Source organism: Streptomyces dangxiongensis (genome assembly GCF_003675325.1).
GTDB lineage: Bacteria > Actinomycetota > Actinomycetes > Streptomycetales > Streptomycetaceae > Streptomyces > Streptomyces dangxiongensis.
Window position 1 is genome coordinate 102947 of the sequence record NZ_CP033073.1, and the last position, 16403, is coordinate 119349.

The following is a 16403-nucleotide window of genomic DNA, read 5'->3' on the forward strand; positions in this document are numbered from 1 at the left end:
AGTGAGCGAGGCAGGGCCAAGATGGTCGGCGATGCACGGATCTCGGCCCGGCGCTACGCACCGGTCATGCCGCCGCCGGCCGGATGGCGGCCGGTGTCCTGTCGTGCTGATGGCGAGTGCGCCTACCCGTTAACGATGCTCTGCCGTTGCGCGGCCCGGTTTTTCTGCGAGTTGACGGAGTGGGGCGTCTGGTGCTCCGTTTCACCCACCGTGCACCATCGTTGGTGGAGCTTCTCGGCGGCGTTCGTCAGGCAGACGTCGACGTGCTGAGCCAAGACTCGGCTGTCCTGGCGGATTCCACCTCAGGCGCAGAGCGCGCGCGACGTGCGCCACGCCGTCCCGCCAGGCGACACCCCAGGCAATCAGCGTGCCCGGCCTTCGCGCTGGTGTCCCGGACACGCCAGTCCCACTGCTCGATCGGACGCGGCCCACTCGACTTACCCCAGCCGGCCAGATGAAGCACCCACGTGACCAGGATGGCCAGGGCGAGAACGCCGATGCCGACACACACGAGCGGTCCCGAGACCACGATCACGCCGATGCCGCACAGCCCGGCACCCAGCGTCGCCACGGCCACTCCGGTCCAGCCGGCGACCGTATGCCCCAGGTCATACGGGTCGTCTCCGTGTATGAACATGATGGCACTCCTTCAAGAGCTGCGGACGGGAGCGTGAACGGTCGCGAGAGCACGTCACAGGTAGAATGCCTCACGACCTAAGTTACTTAGATACTAAGGGGAATCTGTGGGGCACCGCAAGGCGCGCCCGGCCGCAACGGGCGACCAGGCTCTGTACGCCATGGACCGAATGATCGCGACAGCACAGTTCGGCCAACAGGACATCGCACGCCGCCTCGGCCTGAACGTCACCGACCTCACCTGCCTGGGCTTCCTCACCGAGGCATCCATGGCCGGTGAGTCCTTGGTCGCCGGCGACCTGGCGGAGCGGGCGAGGCTGACCACGGGAGCGGTGACGGGTGTACTGAACCGGTTGGAGAAGGCCGCTTACATCCGTCGCACCCCGGACCCGGGCGACCGCCGACGTGTGGTCGTAGTGATGGACGAAACGGCGCAAGAGCGCATTCTGGCGGTGTACGGCCCCGTGTACCAACGCCTGGCCGCACTCTTCGCCGACTACGAGGCCGAGGAGGTCGCAGTACTGGCCGACTGGTTCACCAGGGCCCGGGGCCTGTTCGAGGAGGCATTGCAGGAGATCCGAGAGGAGCCGCCGGGTTCCCGGTGACGGAACGGTTCCGCAAGGCTGCACCTGCGCTTTCCCTTGGCAAGCGAGGCGTTGGCGACACCGGCAGGCCGACCCGTTCCCTCAACGCGGGCCCCCACGGCGGACCCGAGCGTGCGGCGCGGGCCCGGCCCAGCCCGACACGGCGACCGGACACGGGCGGCCGGGCGGCGAGGCAACGCCCGGCAGGCGCGGGGCCGGCACGGGGCCGGACCCCACGCCCCTGGAGAGCCGGCGCCGGGCGGCGGACGACGGACGGGCGGACGACGGACGCGGGCCCCCCTGGCGGCACGGAGCACGCGGCGGCTGGAAGCCGGGGCGTACCTGGCCCGCCCTCGCCCGGCCGACCTGGCGCAAAAGCGGACGGCTCGACCAAGCCGCCGATACCGACGATCACACGTACCGTGCGCAGCACAGAGAACACGGCCTGATCACCACGGTGAGCTACCTGACCAACCCGCACATCACAGCCCCAGCCCAGGGCCAGCACCCACGCCCGCCACGACCCACCAGGACGGCGGGACGGCGTCCTCGGCCGGCCCCCGAACGCCTTCTGTACGGTGGGGGTAAGGTTGCAGCGCCTGCGTATGACGTCGCCCGGGAGCAGCCCGACTTGGGCAGATTTGTCCTACGCTGCCCGCTCGGACAGGAAAGCCTCCCAGGTTCGCTGTCCCGTACTGGCGTCCTCGGCGGCGAGGTTCTCACCGGCGCGGCAAGCACGACCGACGGGGCCGGGGATGCGGACCGGCAGCAACGGGCGCCGCCTTCCTGTTGTCTCGAGGTAGCTGCGCAGAAGGTCCCCCAGGCCGTACGTCCGGGGACCCGCGAGGTCGGGGGTCCGGCCGGCGGGTGCTGTCAGCGCCAGTTCGACAAGGCGCTCCGCCATGTCCCGGGCGTCCACGGGCTGCCAGCGCATGCCGCCCGGTGAAGGGATGAGTGGCAGTTTGCTCATCTTCTGCGCCACGGTCAGTGCCAGGTCGTGGAACTGGGCCGCGCGCAGGGTCCCCTGGGGCCGCCGGCGAGGTGCAGTACCGTCTCGACGCCGTCCAGCGCACTACTCAGCCCGCCCCCTTGGAGCAGGTCGCAGGTGTGGTACTCGATGCCGTCGCCCGGTCCGCGGCCGTGACGCGTCAGGATGCGCACCTCGTGGCCGGCTTGCCGCAGAAGCGGCACCACGAGGCTGCCCAACGTTCCGGTGCCACCGGTGAACACCAGGTGTTGCACCCTGGCCGATTGCGCGGCCCTCACCAAGTTCCTGGTTGCTTCGTCGTCGCCTGTGACACACGGGCTTCGGCCGTGACCATTCCGCGCAGTCACTCCGGTCCACTTTGTGGTTCGGTGCCACGTCGTTGACCGCTGTCGCGTGGGAGGCGCCGCTGCGGCCCGCGCCACGGGCCGGGCCGCCCATCTCCCCCACGGGCCGACCCAGCTCGTAGGAGGCGGCCGTCAGCCCCATGGGCGCGAGGTTGCGCAGGGTGTCCCCGCTTGAGGTCCTCCCGCTGTTCTCCACCAGGCCGTGCTTACGCACATCGGAGAGTGCCCCGAGGTGCGAGGCGGTGCGGGCCTGCTTCCGCTGGGGCTTGTCCTTGTTGTGACCTGCGGGTTTTCCATTCTGCTCGGTGCCGGGCACCGAAGTGGGTTCCAAAGGGGCAACCCAAGTGCGCACCGCAGGAGGCCGGGACGGCTTGCCCGGTGCTGGTCGGGCCTGTGTTCGGGGCGGGCGTGCCGGGCGCCGGCTGGTGGTCGGTGTGCCGTCATCGTCATGACTCTGTGCATGTGCGGGTGGGCTGCAGTAGGCACAGGCGTGACCGTGGGCGTCAATCCGCTTGGAGGAAGGGGTAGTCGGTGTAGCCTTCCGCGCTCGGCGCGTAGAAGAGTTCCGGCCGGGGCTCGTTCTCGGGGTGTCCGTTCCGCCAGCGTTCGACCAGGTCGGGGTTGGCGATCAGGGCTCGGCCGACGACCACGGCGTCGGCGTGGTCGGCCTCGATCCGCCGCATCGCGTCCTCGCGGGTGGTCTGCCCCCCGAGGAAGCCGCTGTTGACGATCAGCTTGCCGTCCAAGCGCTGCCGCAGCTCCTGCACCAGCGCTCCGCCCGGCTCGCTGTGCAGCACGGAAAGGTAGGCCAGGCCCAGCGGGCGCAGTTGGTCCACCAGGGTGCCGTAGGTGGCCAGGACGTCATCCCGGTCGGTCTCGAAGACGTCCCCGATGCTGATCTCCGGCGAGATCCGCAGTCCGACCCGCTCGGCACCGACGGCCTTCGCGACCTCCGTGACCACATCGATGACGAAGCGGGCCCGGTTCTGCGGCGAGCCGCCGTATTCGTCGGTGCGCTGGTTGGCCGCCGGGGAGAGGAACTGGTGGAGCAGGTAGCCGTTGGCGCCGTGGATCTCCACGCCGTCCGCTCCCGCCTCGATGGCCCTGCGAGCCGCGGCGACGAAGTTCTCCAGGGCTGTCCGGGCGTCTGCGGTGGTCATCGCTTCCGGCACGGGGAAGGGCTGTTCGCCCTTCTCCGTGAACACCTTGCCGTCGATGGCGATCGCGCTGGGGGCGAGGACGCGCCGGCCGCCGTTGATGTCGGGGTGGGCGGCGCGGCCGGCGTGCATGATCTGCATGACGATGCGGCCGCCCTGGGCGTGCACCGCCTCGGTCACCCGTCGCCAGCCGGCCGCTTGCTCGTCGGTGGCGATGCCCGGCTCGCCGACCCATCCCTGCGATGCATGGTCGGGGTAGGTGCCCTCGGTGATGATCAGTCCGACGCTCGCCCGCTGCCGGTAGTACTCGACCATCAGGTCCCCGGGGATGCCGGTGGAACCGGCCCGGACCCGGGTCAGCGGTGCCATGACGATGCGGTTGGCGAGCTCGATCTTCCCGAGGGCGACAGGGGAGAAAAGCGACGGAACAGGCGAGAATTCCGAAATGGTGACGGACATGGGCGTCCTTGTGCAGAGAGGTGAATAACGGTATGAAGGTCATTCCGTTTCTTCACTGGAGCCCATGTACGCGCAAACGCGAACATGAGGCCGTGGCGTTACCCTTCCCTCATGGCCAGCCGCACCTCGTCCCCGCTCGTCCACCCCGACGTGGAAGACCTCGACCTTTTCAAGATCATGAGCGCGCTGACCGACGAGCTCCGGCTCACCATCGTCGTCACTCTTGCTGCCTCACCTGGTCTGGCCTGCAGCGGCTTCAACCGGGATGTCACCGCGTCCGTGCTGACCCGCCACTTTCGAGTCCTGCGCGAAGCCGGTGTCATCAGGCAGCGCGACGTCGGCACCCGCCGCATCAACACTTTGCGCAAGGAAGAACTGGACCAGCGGTTCCCCGGGCTGATCGACCTCGTCCTCAAGGAGAGCGTCGGCCGCGTGGAGCCCTACACCGACTGCGACAGCGCCTGAGCCTTCGGAGCGCCCGGCTGCGGACGCGACGAACCGGACCCGTCGCAGCGGCATGACGCACTCGTACGGCCTGACCGGCCCTGGATCCGGGCGAAGAACGCGACCGCCTCGCACCACGGCGTCAGACACTTGAACCGGCGCACGGCCACCTCGATCACCACCGAGGGCCGGGCGCGCCGCCACGGTCATGGGCGAGCCCGGCGACGTCGGCCTCCCACCCGGCGCGCGTCCACCGGGGAGCCACGGGGCGGCTCAGCGCAGTTGCTCGGCCAGTCCGACGATGATGCCCTCCGGGCCGCGGAGGTAGCAGAGCAGATAGCTGTCCTCGAACCGGGCGATCTGGCCGACGAGTTCGGCGCCGTGAGGGCGCAGGCGGGCAACGGTGTCCTTGATGTCGTCGACGGCGAACATGACGCGGTGCGTGCCCAGAATGTTGTGCGGCCGGTTGCGCGGCCCGGCGCTGATCACCGCGGGGCTGCGGTACTTCGCCAGCTCGAGCCGGCTGTGACCGTCCGGGGTCCGGATCATCGCGATGTCACAGCGGACGCCGTCGAGTCCGGTGCACTGGTCGGCGAAGAGGCCCTCGACCTCCGCCCTGCCCTCCAGCTCCATACCGAGTTCCACGAAGAACGCGATGGCGGCATCCATGTCCTCGACGACGATGCCGACGTTGTCCATCCGCTGAATCGCCATGCTGTTTTCTCCTTCTTCCTCGTGCGGCTGGTGGTGGCCGCTGATGTCCCTGGGACGGAGCCGGTGGCACGTTCTCGACATCCTCGGACCGCCCAACTCCGAAAAATCTGGATCGCGCCGCACCGCTACAGCAGACCCGCGAGCCAGGCGCCGCCACCGAGAGTGAGTGCGGCGCAGGTGACCGCTCCCCTGAAGACGATCAGCCGCAGCGTGCCGTCCCCGCTTTTCACTAAGTCGGTGCGCAGGTCCGCAAGGTCGACCGCCTGGCGGTCTTGCGCCAGGGCCGGCTGCTCCTGGTCGAAGAGGAGGAGCTGCTCGGGCATCACTGCCGGCTGGTGCGCGGGCGGGCGGTACCGGAGTGGCCGCCCGAGACGTTCGTCCGGGAGCCGACGAAGATGGCAGAGCCGTCGCCTGCCCCGTTTGAGCGATTCGCCGGGAGCCGGTGCCGTTGCGAGTGGTGAGCGCTGGGTCGGCGCGTGATGATCGAACGATGTGTGTGCCTGTGGGGCGAGAAGGCCGTCGCCGACTCATGAAGGTGACCGGCGATGGGCCGGTCAGGCCGATTGGGGACAGCCGTGGCCGAGGGTGAGTCGAAGCGTGACAAAGCCAGGATGGACCGGTCGGAGGGATTCGGAGAGCGGTTGCTGGGGGTGCTGCTGGACCGGGCACACGAGATGCCGCCGCAGTTGATCGCTCCGTTGATCGCGGAGGGTGTGGCCCAGGTCGGTGGACGCGAGGTCTCGATCCTCCTGCAGGACTATGGGCAGGAGTTCCTGGTGCCGCTACCGGGGAGGGGACTACTGGTCGGTGAGCCAGAAGCGATCGGTGACTCCGCGGCGGGCACGGCTTTCCTCCGGATGACCCCGGTCGAGGTCGCGCGGACCGACGGCGTTCGGGTGTACTTGCCGTTGCTGGACGGCAGCGACGAGGTGGGGGTGATGGCTCTTACCCTGGGCAGCGTCGATGACGACGACCGGCGGCTGCTACGCAGGCTGGCGGGTCTGGTCGCCGACATGCTGGTCACCAAGCACGCCTACACGGACCGGTTCTTCCAGGCCCGGCGCCGCCAGCCGATGAGCTTGGCCGCGGAGATGCAGTGGTCCTTGCTGCCGCCGCTGTCGATGTCCGTGCCGCAGGTCGAGGTGGCCGGCATCCTGGAGCCCGCCTACGATATCGCCGGCGACAGTATCGACTACGCCCTCAACGACGACATCCTGCATGCGTCCGTGATCGATGCGATGGGCCATGGCCTGGACGCGGCCACGATGGCGACCGTCGCGGTCGGCGCCTACCGGCACGCCAGACGCGCCGGCATCAGCCTCGCTGAGAAGTACGCGTTCATGGACCAGGCCATCGCCGAACAGTTCGGACCCGACCACTTCGTCACCGCGCAGATGATGGACTTGAACATCGTCACCGGCCGCCTGAAATGGGTCAACGCGGGCCACCCCGCACCCCTGCTGATCCGCAACCACGAGGTCGCCCGCCAACTGGGAGGCCCCGCCACCCTGCCCGTCGGCTTGGGCGGCCCACCGCCGAAGGTCAGTGAATACACGCTCCGGCGTGGCGACCGGGTGCTGTGCTACACCGACGGTCTGATCGAAGAGCGCGGCAGGGGCGGGGAGCAGTTCGGCGAGGAACGACTCATCGCGTGCGTCAACCGCATCGAACTCACCGGGGAAGGACTACGGGCAACAGCTCTCCTGCTTTCCCACACCCTGAAATGGGAACGCGGGGCAACAAGTGATGACGCGACCCTCTTCCTCATCGAGTGGCGCGGCGGCACGGCCGACCACCTCGCCGTCCTGGAATGAACCACGCTCACGAACCAGCACGCGCATGCCGCACCGCTTGCGTGATCCCTGCGGCGTGGCCCTTGAACGTCGGTTCACTTGGTGAGTCGCCGGTGGTTGATGAGGCTGGTGGCGATGGCGGTGAAGGCCAGGAAGTGCTCTGGCTTGCGTTCGTAGCGCCGGTGGAGCCGACGGCATCCGCCGAGCCGGGACATGGTGCGCTCGACCACCCAGCGGTGTCGGCCCAGTTCTTGTGAGTTCTCGACGCCGCGCCGGGCGATGCGAGGAGTGATGTTCCGTTCGCGGAGCCAGTCGTTCCGGACGACCGCACGCCAGCCGACCGTTACGCCCCCGACGTGCTGGCCGACCGCGGCATCCGCGCCGTCGCCCGCGAACCCGGCCCCCTGCTGGGGGACGGGCTTGTCCGTATCGGATCTTGAAGTGGGAGCTTCGTATCACGGAAGGTTTTCACGCGACAACGTAGATCAGGGAGGTTCGTGCATTCCGTTGAACCAGCGCCTGGATTCGCCACAGGTCTTCCTGATGGGCCGGATGGAATGACCTCGGGCCGGCCGGGGTCCCGCGGCGATCGTGGCTTGCGCACCGCGCTTCCCGCGCGGCACGACTTCGGCCTCGCTCCCGCCGGGCCTGGACGAGGAGTATCCTCGTCGATACCGAGGGCATGTCGTGCACCGGCTTCCACGCTGACGTCGCTCTCGGCGAGTCACGACAACCGGGCCGGCCGAGCCGGCCCGGGGTTGGGTCCGCGTCATGGCCGCTACTTCTGCGATGCGCGCGGTCGAAGACCCGGTTTCATCTTCGTCGCGGCTCCGACTCGTGCTGGCACCTGCCGGCACGTCACCGGCATTGATCGACGGTGCTTGGTGGCCCCGCTCCCGCGACCTGACGACGGAGCTTCCGGCGCTCATCGAGGTGCTCGACCCGCTGTGGGGGCGGATCACCCGAGTGACAGTTAACCCCACATCGTGGCCGGTCATTCCGCGGAAGGTGCCCGTCCGAGGGCACGTGGTGCACGTCGGCTGGTTCGAGGCCGAGCAGGACCCGCACGAGCTGTTGCTGCTCTCCTGCACAATCGGCCGCTGGGACCTGCTGGTGATCCCGCCGGAAACGGACCCGGCCACCGCGGCCCGGTTGATGACCAAGGCCAGCGACCCGTCGCGGAGCCTCACGGCGAGCGCCCTGGTCCGGGATTCCGCGGGCTTCCGGTCCTCACAGGAGGAAGCGTCCGCCTCGGACTCCGTCCTGGAGGCAGTCTGGGACTCCGAAGGCGGCCACGACGGGCGATAGCCGGCTCATGGCCGTGTCCTCGAAGAGGAACAGGTCGGGCGGGACCGGACAGAGACAGGCGGCAAGGGGCTGGTCGTAATGACCGTGGCAACACAACAGGGCGGCGGAGGAGGTTCCAGTGGCCTCTATGACGTCCTTGAGCTCATTCTCGACCGCGGGCTGGTGATCGACGCTTTCGTGCGGGTCTCCGTCGTCGGTATCGAGATACTCAAGATCGATATTCGGATCGTGGTCGCCAGCGTCGACACCTACCTGCGCTTCGCGGAGGCGTGCAACCGCCTCGATCTGGAGGCGGGGCCGAGCAAGCCGGCCGGGCTCAAAGAGCTCACAGGGCAGGTCACGGAGTCCGGCGCCCGCGGCAAGACGAAGGGAGCTTTGTCCGGCGCCGCGGAGACGGTTTCCGACGCCTTCCAGCAGGCACGCGGTGAAGGCCGGGAGCGTCAGGCCGAACGGCCCGCCCCGGGCAGGCGAGGGGAATGACAGGTGAGTAGTCGCGTCTACGGTTATCCGTGCCTCGCACTCGCCACTCCCCCAGGACATCGACTGCGGAAGGCGGCGCCGCGGAGGTATCCGGACCCGCAGCGACCCGGCCGCCGAACGGATGAGAACCCGCGTAGCCCCGTTGCGGAGGGATCCGGTCGTGCACAAGCTGATCGGCACGAGTGCGGCTTGGGGCCAAGCCTCCCTCTCCCTGATATCGACCGGAACGCGCTTCGACGTGGGCCAAGGGGGGTCCGCGTAAGTCGGTGAGTTCCGCAGGGGCGGGGCACACAGGCCCTATGACGCCGTCCAGCCGCGCGCCCCAGTCGTGGTCGTCGACCGCGCAACAGGGCTGTCCGTATGGAGCGGCGGCGCGGGCCGGCGGGAGAGAGGGTGCCGTCGACGATGTAGACGGTGTCCTTGCGCGGCCTGCGGGCCGGTGAGATGGCCAGCAGCGGTGCGAGGTGATCGAGGATGCGGTCGGCCGCGGACCTCGAAGCCCGAACAGCGGCGCTACCTGCCGCAACGTGAGGTTCGTGCGCCAGTACGTGGCCACCAGCAGTACCCGGTACTCCAGCGGCAGTCGCCAGGGACGGCCACCTCGGATGTCGCCGCCACGACGCCGCACCAACGCCCACCAGCCTGGCGAACTGCACCTCGGTCAACCCGGAGAACGGCTCGATCCACTTCTCCCGACTCCGGTGCGGCATGACGGGCTTCGCCGATGCTCGTAGACTCATGACGTGGCATTCGAGCACCCCGCACTGCTGCTTCCTGTGACCGGAAGGCGCTGAGGGCGATGCCGGACGGCGTCGCCCGCCATGGCTACGCCAGCCTGCTGACGGGCACCCGCGCCACCAGCGGCGACGACGCAGCCATGGTCCTGGCCCGGAGCCGGTTCCCGTCCACCGGCACCTACGCGCCCATCCGCGAAGTCGGGGCCCGCCTGGCGGCCGACACCGCGCCTGAGCAGGCCACGGTTGTGGACATGGGATGCGGCACGGGCTACTACCTGGCCGGCGTACTCGACCGGATGCCCGGCGCCCGTGGTCTGGGTCTGGACACGTCGGTGCGCGCGCTGCGCTCGGCGGCCCGTGCCCACGACCGAGGCGCCGCGGTGGCCTGGGACGTCTTCCGTCCCTTCCCGCTGGCCGACGGGGTGGCCGATGCGACAACCAGGACGGCGTCGCCGGCCGCGTCGGTGAAGTGCACTCCCGGCCCGGGGGTGCGGCGACCGTGTTGATCGAGGCGGTGGCCGCGTACGCGTTCGGGGGCATCGGTGACCGGCAGCGCCGACAGGTCGTCAAGGCCCGCGTGGCAGACGGTGGTCGGGGCCGGGCACCGTATGGTGCACGAGGTTGGGCATGGTGGCCGCGGTGCGGACCGCGAACGCGAGGTCGTCGTCACGCAGGCGTTCGTCGGCGAACGTCACCGCGGCCACCGGCCCCCGCTGGGCGGCCAGGCACGCGAGCGTGGTGAAGTCCAGCCCGGCCAGGCCGGCGCTGACCGGCCGGTCCACGACCCGGGCGGCGACGGCCTCGGCGAGCGCGGCCCGCACCACCGGGGCCTGCCGGCGCAGGCCGATGCGCGGGGAGGCGACCGGCTCGTAACGCTCAGCCCGAAGTGCAACTGCAAGGCCGGGAAGCATGAGTCGGCGCGTCACTGCTCATCGAGCGATGCCTGGCGGGCAAGGAACTCCTCGAACGCCGCCTTCTGCTTCGGATCCATGAAGCTTTGACGGACATTGCGGGCCTGCTCCTGGAGCCAGTGCGCCTCGTCGGGGACCAGTAGCTCGGCGACCACCACGCCTCCACGAGCGACCGCCGTGCGGCCTCCCACGCGACGACGAAAGAGCGTGAACGCGCCGAATTCCGCCGGGTGGGCCAGCTCCGGCTTTTCCGCTTCAGCCGGCTCCTCGTCCTCAACACCACTCGCCGGGTAGGCGGTGGGGGCCCAATGCTCCCAGAGCGCCAACGTGGCCGCGGGCACTAGCACCGCGCGCTCCGCCTCATCGCGCCCCTCCCACATGAACGTGACCGTGACGGGCTCGCCGACCGCCTCGGCCAACCCGAGCACCCTCTCCACCTCATCGTTGATCGGGTATCCCACCACTGCCTCTATCTGAATCCCCATGGCGCCTGAGGCTACTGGCTGCTTCCGACATCCCGGACCATAGCTCCTGCGCCTCTGGGACCATGGCCCACCAGGCGGACCGCCCGAAACTGGTGATTTCACCGACTGGGCGCTTGTCCGACCGGCGGGGGCCGGCAGGGGCCGCGGGCGCCGCGGGGGTGGAGGGTGGGGGTAATGGGTGGGGGCCTGAGGCGCGGGCCGGACGGGCGCGGGCCGGACGGGCGCAGGCCGGACGGGCGCAGGCCGGTGAGCACGCATCCTGCGCGAGCAGGCGGGCGGCGGCCCTGGTGGACGGCCTGCCTGATCCAACGCTGCCCCGGCCCCAGCACATCGGCCGACACCCCGGCGTACCTACAGGCGTGCCAAAGCCGCCTTCACCGGCAAGGTGAATCTTGCAGGTCAGGCCGCCCCTGGACCGGGTGAGCGCCTCGTCGGGGCGGTGTGCCGGGGCGTCGTCCCATTTTTCGGGACCCGCGTCCGGGCCTTGCGGGCGCCGGCCGCGTGTTGGTGAGCCCGGCAGGACGTCGGTTCGACGCCGACCATCGACCAGTCGACCCCGTCGGCGAGGTCGGCGAGGTCGGCGGCGGCCTGGACCGCCTACAGGATCCGGTTCGGGTGCCGTCCGCCGACCAGCGGCGATGTCGCTCATAGACGGACTTCCACGTCTCGTAGCGTTCCGGCAGGTCACGCCACGGGACACCGGTGCGGATCCGGAACAGGATCCCGTTGACCACCGTGCGGTGGTCGTGCGGTGGTCGTTCCACCGACCGCCCCGACCGCCGGACGGCGGCAGGTTCGGCTCCAGAGGCGACCACTCGCGATTCGTCAGATCCCCCGCCCCATAACCGCTACAACAAGCCACGGCATCGCAACTCCTCCCCTCACGGAGCACGAGCCGACCAGGTTGCGACTGGCGAAGACGTTTACTCGGGCGCGCTCGGTGCAGACGATGAGCTAACACAGCCTTTAAATGACGACGAAACGGAGACGCACCATGGGCATCATCGCGTGGATCATCATCGGCCTGCTCGCCGGCGCCATCGCCAAAGCCCTGATGCCGGGCAAGGACCCCGGCGGCATCATCGTCACCATGCTCATCGGTATCGCCGGCGGTCTCCTCGGCGGGTGGCTGGGCAAGGTGATCTTCGGCGTCGACTCCGTCGACGGGTTCTTCAACCTCTCCACCTGGATCGCCGCGATCGTCGGCTCTCTCATCCTGCTGCTCCTCTACCGCCTCGTCATCGGTAACCGGCACTCGCACCGCCACGCATGACCCACTGAAGGCACACGCCTCCGACGCACCTGAACGGCTCCCTCCTGCTCGCAGGACGGGAGCCGTCGGCGTGTACGCCGGCCCCGCTTCGGACGGGCTGAGCGCAGCCACATCTGAGCATCGCCGGCCTGCTGGCATCGGGGTGGGCGGCGGTGAAGGCGGGGCGCGGCGGTGCGGAACCAGCAGCCGCACGCCGATCGCGCCGGCGACGGACTCGTCGCCGGGGCGGGCGGTCAGGACGTCGGCGAGCAGGGAAAAGACGTCACCAAGCATCTCGCCGCCCGCGGGGGGCCCGGCCGGCGGCGTACTCGAAACAGACAGCCCAACGCGCGCACCGCCGGGTGTGAGCCCAGCAGGTCACCGGCCAACTCACCTTCCCCGCCGGCACCGTCGCCGGCGAGGCCGGCGTCTGCGGAGGCCGGGGCGGCCTCGTCCCGGCCGTGCGCGGGCGGTGGCAGGCCGACGGGGCGAGCGAGGGGCTCGGCGAGGTCGCGCAGGTGAGCAAGGACGGCCGGCAGATCCGCGGCGAGGCCGGCGCGGGGAGCACCACTCGTTCGTGGTCTTGCCGAAGGTGCGCCGGGCACCCTCCCCGAGGGCGCGGGGAGCACCGGTGCGGGAGGCGTGTCCGCATTCCGGAGGGAGGACCATACCCGAACGTGGCCGAGCCGGGCATGGTGAGACGGCAGGCGCGCGCGTGGCGGTTACGGCAGCGAGGTGAGCTGAGGGAGGTGGCCGACCAGGGGGAAGGTGGGCAGGGGCACGGTGCCGATCTCCGGGTGGTGCTGGTGGACGATGTGGGAGTGGATGGGGTCCATGCCGGGTGGGCTGAGCACGGGGGCGGTGGAGCGGTCGCCGCACAGCAGGTCGGGTGCGAACCGGTGGTGCAGGAGTTCGGTGCGCCAGTGGTCGGCGTCGTCGTACTCGTCGCTGTGGGCGTGTTCGACGAAGAGACAGACGCTGTACCCTGCCGCGTCCGGAGCCGCGAATGTCAGGGGCGTCGCAGTAGGAGGATCGACATTGACCACCTGGTGCCGCTCACCGAAGTTCTGCAGACGCACCAGGAGCAGCTCAATGCACTAGGCGTAGCAGTTTCTTCACGTCGAGAAGGGGTGGCATTGCGCCTGGCCGGGAGCGCGACGACGATGCGGGCCCGGCCGTCGGGGCAACGGCCGGACTCCGCGCCGGAGGAGCTGCGTCACGTCCTGCTCTGTCAGTCCTCGTCCGGGTCGAGCACGCGGCCCTTGAGCTTGACGGCTTTGGCCTTGCCCACGCGGATCTGGCCGTCGGTGTACCGGCCGGGTTCGGCGTCGTCGGTGGCGCCGACGCCGAGGATGTAGACGAGGGCGTCCTGGTCGTGGTCGTCGGTGTAGACGTGGGGGTTGTGGGTGAAGGTCAGTTTCCTGCCGTCGGCGGTGACCTTCGCATTGATCTCGGCCATGCTGCCGCGGACCTTCTGGTCGGCGCTGTAGTAGGCGTAGGCGGTCCAGCCGTTCCACACGAAGCCGGAGGGGGATGTCAGGGTGTGGGTGACCTCGCCCGGGTTGGTGGGGTGCTTGCCCTCGCGGGTGAGGCCGATGGACATGATGGTCATCACGCCGCCGGGGGCGTCCTCGATGATGCCCTGCTGCCAGATCAGCAGGTCTTTCTCAGATCCCGCCTGTACGGGGAGCTGGGTCTCGGTGGCCATGGGGATTCCTTCCGTCCGGGTCGGTCGCTGCGCGGTTGGTTCGTTCTGCGGGGCGGCCGTCAGTCCTCGTCGGGGTCGATGACGGAGGCCTTGAGTCTGGCCGGGGGCGCGGCGCCGATGCGGGCCTCGCCGTCGGTGTACCGGCCGGGTGTCGCGCCGGGGACGGCTTCGAGACCGCAGGCGTAGGTGATCACATCCCGGTCCTGGTCGGTGGTGTAGACGTGGGGGTTGTAGGTGAACGTCAGCGTCCTGCCGTCGGCGCTCACGGTGGGTTCGACCGGCGGCAGATCGCCGCGGACGCTCATGTCGGCCGCGGTGTAGTTGGGGGCCACGAACCCGTTCCACCGGAAGCCGGTCGGCGCGGTGAACACGTGGGTGATCGGTCCCGGGTCGATGGTCTTGCCGAACTCGCGGCTCGTCGCACAGACCGTGAGCTGCGTCCCCCCGCCGCCGGGCGCGTCATCGACGCCACCCTCCTGCCACACCCTCATGCCCGTCTCGGGGGGCGGGACGAGGATGGCCGTGGTGGCCTGGCCGCTCTGCCGCGCCGAGGTGTTCGCCCGGCCGGGAGAGGTGATCCTCGCGGTGGTGGTGAGCTGTCCGGTGTACTTCGGGTCCACCGTGCCGCATACCGTGATCGTCGCCGAACCGCCCCGGGGCAGGTTCACCGGCTGGCGGAGCGTGCCGGCGGCCGTCCCTTTCCCGGCCTGCGCTCCCCCTTGGGTCTCCACCTTCAGCGTCACTTTCGACAGTTGCGCGGGGAGCGCCCCCTCCACGACCGCGTCCGAAGCGTCGTTCGGTCCGTCGTTGCGGACGGTGATCGGGTAGCAGACCTTGGTCCCCGCATACGCCTGCGCGGGTCCGGTGACGCCCAAGGGCATGTCCGCCGGAAGGGCGACCTTCAGATCGCGGATGCGATGGGCGGCGGTGGCCGCGCCCGTGCCCGCCGACAGGCCGAGTTTGAAGGTGGCGGGCCTGGGCGCCTGGCCGTTCGTCGGGAGGGGGAAACCGTCGATGACGGTGGTTCCGTTGGGATCCGCGTTGCTCGACAGCCGTACGGTGATCCTGTCGTTCGCGATGACGATCTGGACGTGCGCCCCGTCCGTCCAGCGGGCCGCGAGCGGGCGGGTGAGCTTGGCACCGGTGAGCCAGCCGAAGCCGTCGTGCAGGTTGCCGGAACCTCGGATGCCCACCATGTCGGGCGTGAAGCCGGGGCCGCCCGAGCCGGCCTGTCCGGTGGCGTAGTTCCCGAAGTGGTCGAAACCGATGCCGACGTATCCCCTGGTGACGCCCGGCTGGTGACCGGGGATCCGTGAGTAGCCGAGCGCGCCTCCGACGGCTCCTGGCTGGGTGGTGGCCGCGCCGTCGATGAGGTAGACGCTGAACCCGTCACCGGGACTGGCGCCGCGTTCGATCTCGTAGTCGAAGTCGATGGCGACGCCGAGGGCGGAGGGGAACGCCTGGTCGAAGAGGGCGGTCCCGGCCGTGGTGGAGGCGTTCGGGGTGAGTTGAAGACAGCCGTTCAGGACGGCGGAGCCGAGGATCCGCCAGCCGGGGTTGTCCGGGCTGCTGTTCCTGAACGACTCGGTGACGGGGAAGGGCGACGTGCCCGTGAGGGTTGCGGGACTGGTTTGAGTGGCCATGGGGTCTCCGGTCTCGGACGGTGTTCCGTCGGGGGCGTGGAACGGGGGGCGGATCAGCCGGCGGGCCGTCGCGGCGGCCAGGGCTCGGGGCACGGGGCACGGGAAGAAGCGGGGCCGAGGGTGGTGAAAGCACCCGGACCGTTGACACCCGCCTCGCGCACGGCTTCGGCACGGCAGTCTCTACGCCGCGACACCAGCCTTCGAGCCAACAGGTGTCCTCTGTTCTTCATCGTCATCGACTGACCGCGTCAGACCTTGATTTTGGTGCTCCACATGGGGGACGCTCCCGCCGCTACGGCCTTGGCCGGAGCGAGGAGAAGCGCACCCTGTACTCCGCGCGCGGACTCGGCTAGGGCAGGTTCTGGACGCCATCGTGGATCCGGGCGTGCGCACCAGGAATCGGTGAGGGACTGCGTCCGGTCTCCACCTGGTGAATCCAATCGCCGCCTCCAGTTGTACGGTGAGGAGCCGTCCGCCCGTGGCCTTCTCCGTGCCGTCGAGGTAGAAGGCCCGCAAGACCGGCCAGGAGTCCGTGGAGCACCTCCCGACGGTCGCGAAGGCAGACGAGCGGGGCACGCGCTGAAGATATCCGCGGGCTGGGACGACATGGCGTCCCGATGTTCATAGCCCATCGGGCAGAGTCAGGAAGCAGGACGTAGCCCGCGGGCATGGCCGTGTAGACCCGGTGGCTCAGCCGAGCACCGACGTCCAAGGTCTTCCTGCCCGCCCGGATCCGGGGCCTTCGGGCCCCGCCCTCGCC

Annotated in this window: 17 protein-coding genes and 4 pseudogenes; 7 read left to right on the forward strand and 14 right to left on the reverse strand. The window is 69.7% G+C overall.

Annotated features, from left to right (window positions below):
* Nucleotides 1–247 precede the first annotated feature (247 nt).
* Complete coding sequence (locus D9753_RS00785) at nt 248–637, reverse strand: HGxxPAAW family protein (protein ID WP_121785268.1); 390 nt, start codon at nt 635–637, stop codon at nt 248–250.
* Between the two features lie 169 nt (nt 638–806).
* Here D9753_RS00785 and D9753_RS00790 point away from each other — a divergent pair, with 169 nt between their 5' ends.
* Entirely contained in the window at nt 807–1241 is a 435-nt protein-coding gene (locus D9753_RS00790) for a MarR family transcriptional regulator (protein WP_240467975.1), read from the forward strand.
* Nucleotides 1242–1866: 625 nt separating this feature from the next.
* Here the strand turns inward: D9753_RS00790 and D9753_RS38880 are convergent.
* From D9753_RS38880 to D9753_RS00800, 3 genes are all read right to left on the reverse strand, one after another.
* A complete protein-coding gene (locus tag D9753_RS38880; RefSeq protein WP_338057953.1) occupies nt 1867–2190 on the reverse strand; it encodes a Rossmann-fold NAD(P)-binding domain-containing protein in 324 nt (107 codons plus the stop codon).
* A gap of 14 nt (nt 2191–2204) precedes the next feature.
* On the reverse strand, nt 2205–2486 hold the full coding sequence (locus tag D9753_RS38885; RefSeq protein WP_338057954.1) for an SDR family oxidoreductase: 282 nt from the start codon (nt 2484–2486) through the stop codon (nt 2205–2207).
* 569 nt (nt 2487–3055) lie between these two features.
* On the reverse strand, nt 3056–4168 hold the full coding sequence (locus tag D9753_RS00800) for an alkene reductase (RefSeq protein ID WP_121785269.1): 1113 nt from the start codon (nt 4166–4168) through the stop codon (nt 3056–3058).
* 111 nt (nt 4169–4279) lie between these two features.
* Between D9753_RS00800 and D9753_RS00805 the strand changes: the two genes are divergently transcribed.
* Nucleotides 4280–4633 (forward strand): ArsR/SmtB family transcription factor, encoded by a 354-nt coding sequence (locus tag D9753_RS00805; protein WP_121785270.1) that lies wholly within the window; start codon nt 4280–4282, stop codon nt 4631–4633.
* Between the two features lie 252 nt (nt 4634–4885).
* Here the strand turns inward: D9753_RS00805 and D9753_RS00810 are convergent, their stop codons facing one another.
* Complete coding sequence (locus D9753_RS00810) at nt 4886–5326, reverse strand: VOC family protein (protein ID WP_121785271.1); 441 nt, start codon at nt 5324–5326, stop codon at nt 4886–4888.
* Nucleotides 5327–5451: 125 nt separating this feature from the next.
* Complete coding sequence (locus tag D9753_RS00815; RefSeq protein WP_163010573.1) at nt 5452–5649, reverse strand: hypothetical protein; 198 nt, start codon at nt 5647–5649, stop codon at nt 5452–5454.
* Nucleotides 5650–5901: 252 nt separating this feature from the next.
* On the opposite strand from D9753_RS00815, the gene D9753_RS00820 reads away from it, so the two are divergent.
* Nucleotides 5902–7140: a PP2C family protein-serine/threonine phosphatase gene (locus D9753_RS00820; protein WP_121785273.1), complete on the forward strand. Its 1239-nt coding sequence runs from the start codon at nt 5902–5904 to the stop codon at nt 7138–7140.
* 74 nt (nt 7141–7214) lie between these two features.
* Here the strand turns inward: D9753_RS00820 and D9753_RS00825 are convergent.
* Nucleotides 7215–7427, reverse strand: a pseudogene (locus D9753_RS00825) (transposase); the annotation flags it as partial.
* A gap of 463 nt (nt 7428–7890) precedes the next feature.
* Between D9753_RS00825 and D9753_RS00830 the strand changes: the two are divergent.
* Complete coding sequence (locus D9753_RS00830) at nt 7891–8427, forward strand: DUF5994 family protein (protein ID WP_121785274.1); 537 nt, start codon at nt 7891–7893, stop codon at nt 8425–8427.
* Between the two features lie 78 nt (nt 8428–8505).
* Nucleotides 8506–8907, forward strand: a complete 402-nt coding sequence (locus D9753_RS00835) for a gas vesicle structural protein GvpA (protein ID WP_121785275.1) — start codon at nt 8506–8508, stop codon at nt 8905–8907.
* A 383-nt stretch (nt 8908–9290) separates the two neighbouring features.
* On the opposite strand, the pseudogene D9753_RS37445 reads toward D9753_RS00835, so the two are convergent.
* Nucleotides 9291–9617, reverse strand: a pseudogene (locus tag D9753_RS37445) (helix-turn-helix domain-containing protein); the annotation flags it as partial.
* A gap of 38 nt (nt 9618–9655) precedes the next feature.
* Here D9753_RS37445 and D9753_RS00845 point away from each other — a divergent pair.
* A pseudogene (locus tag D9753_RS00845) lies at nt 9656–10099 on the forward strand (methyltransferase type 11); the annotation flags it as partial.
* A gap of 111 nt (nt 10100–10210) precedes the next feature.
* Here D9753_RS00845 and D9753_RS00850 read toward each other — a convergent pair.
* The 3 genes and pseudogenes from D9753_RS00850 to D9753_RS00860 all read right to left on the reverse strand — a co-directional run.
* On the reverse strand, nt 10211–10555 hold the full coding sequence (locus tag D9753_RS00850; RefSeq protein WP_163010574.1) for a hypothetical protein: 345 nt from the start codon (nt 10553–10555) through the stop codon (nt 10211–10213).
* An 11-nt stretch (nt 10556–10566) separates the two neighbouring features.
* A complete protein-coding gene (locus tag D9753_RS00855; RefSeq protein ID WP_121785277.1) occupies nt 10567–11040 on the reverse strand; it encodes a hypothetical protein in 474 nt (157 codons plus the stop codon).
* Between the two features lie 328 nt (nt 11041–11368).
* A pseudogene (locus tag D9753_RS00860) lies at nt 11369–11902 on the reverse strand (IS5 family transposase); the annotation flags it as partial.
* A 132-nt stretch (nt 11903–12034) separates the two neighbouring features.
* Between D9753_RS00860 and D9753_RS00865 the strand changes: the two are divergent.
* Nucleotides 12035–12313 carry a GlsB/YeaQ/YmgE family stress response membrane protein gene (locus D9753_RS00865; RefSeq protein WP_121785278.1) on the forward strand — a complete coding sequence of 93 codons (279 nt, stop codon included), beginning with the start codon at nt 12035–12037 and terminating at the stop codon, nt 12311–12313.
* A gap of 701 nt (nt 12314–13014) precedes the next feature.
* Here D9753_RS00865 and D9753_RS00870 read toward each other — a convergent pair.
* The 3 genes from D9753_RS00870 to D9753_RS00880 all read right to left on the reverse strand — a co-directional run bounded on the left by D9753_RS00870 (nt 13015) and on the right by D9753_RS00880 (nt 15643).
* On the reverse strand, nt 13015–13371 hold the full coding sequence (locus D9753_RS00870; RefSeq protein WP_121785279.1) for a hypothetical protein: 357 nt from the start codon (nt 13369–13371) through the stop codon (nt 13015–13017).
* 152 nt (nt 13372–13523) lie between these two features.
* Nucleotides 13524–14000, reverse strand: a complete 477-nt coding sequence (locus D9753_RS00875; RefSeq protein ID WP_121785280.1) for a hypothetical protein — start codon at nt 13998–14000, stop codon at nt 13524–13526.
* 59 nt (nt 14001–14059) lie between these two features.
* Entirely contained in the window at nt 14060–15643 is a 1584-nt protein-coding gene (locus D9753_RS00880; RefSeq protein WP_121785281.1) for a lectin-like domain-containing protein, read from the reverse strand.
* Nucleotides 15644–16403: the final 760 nt, after the last annotated feature.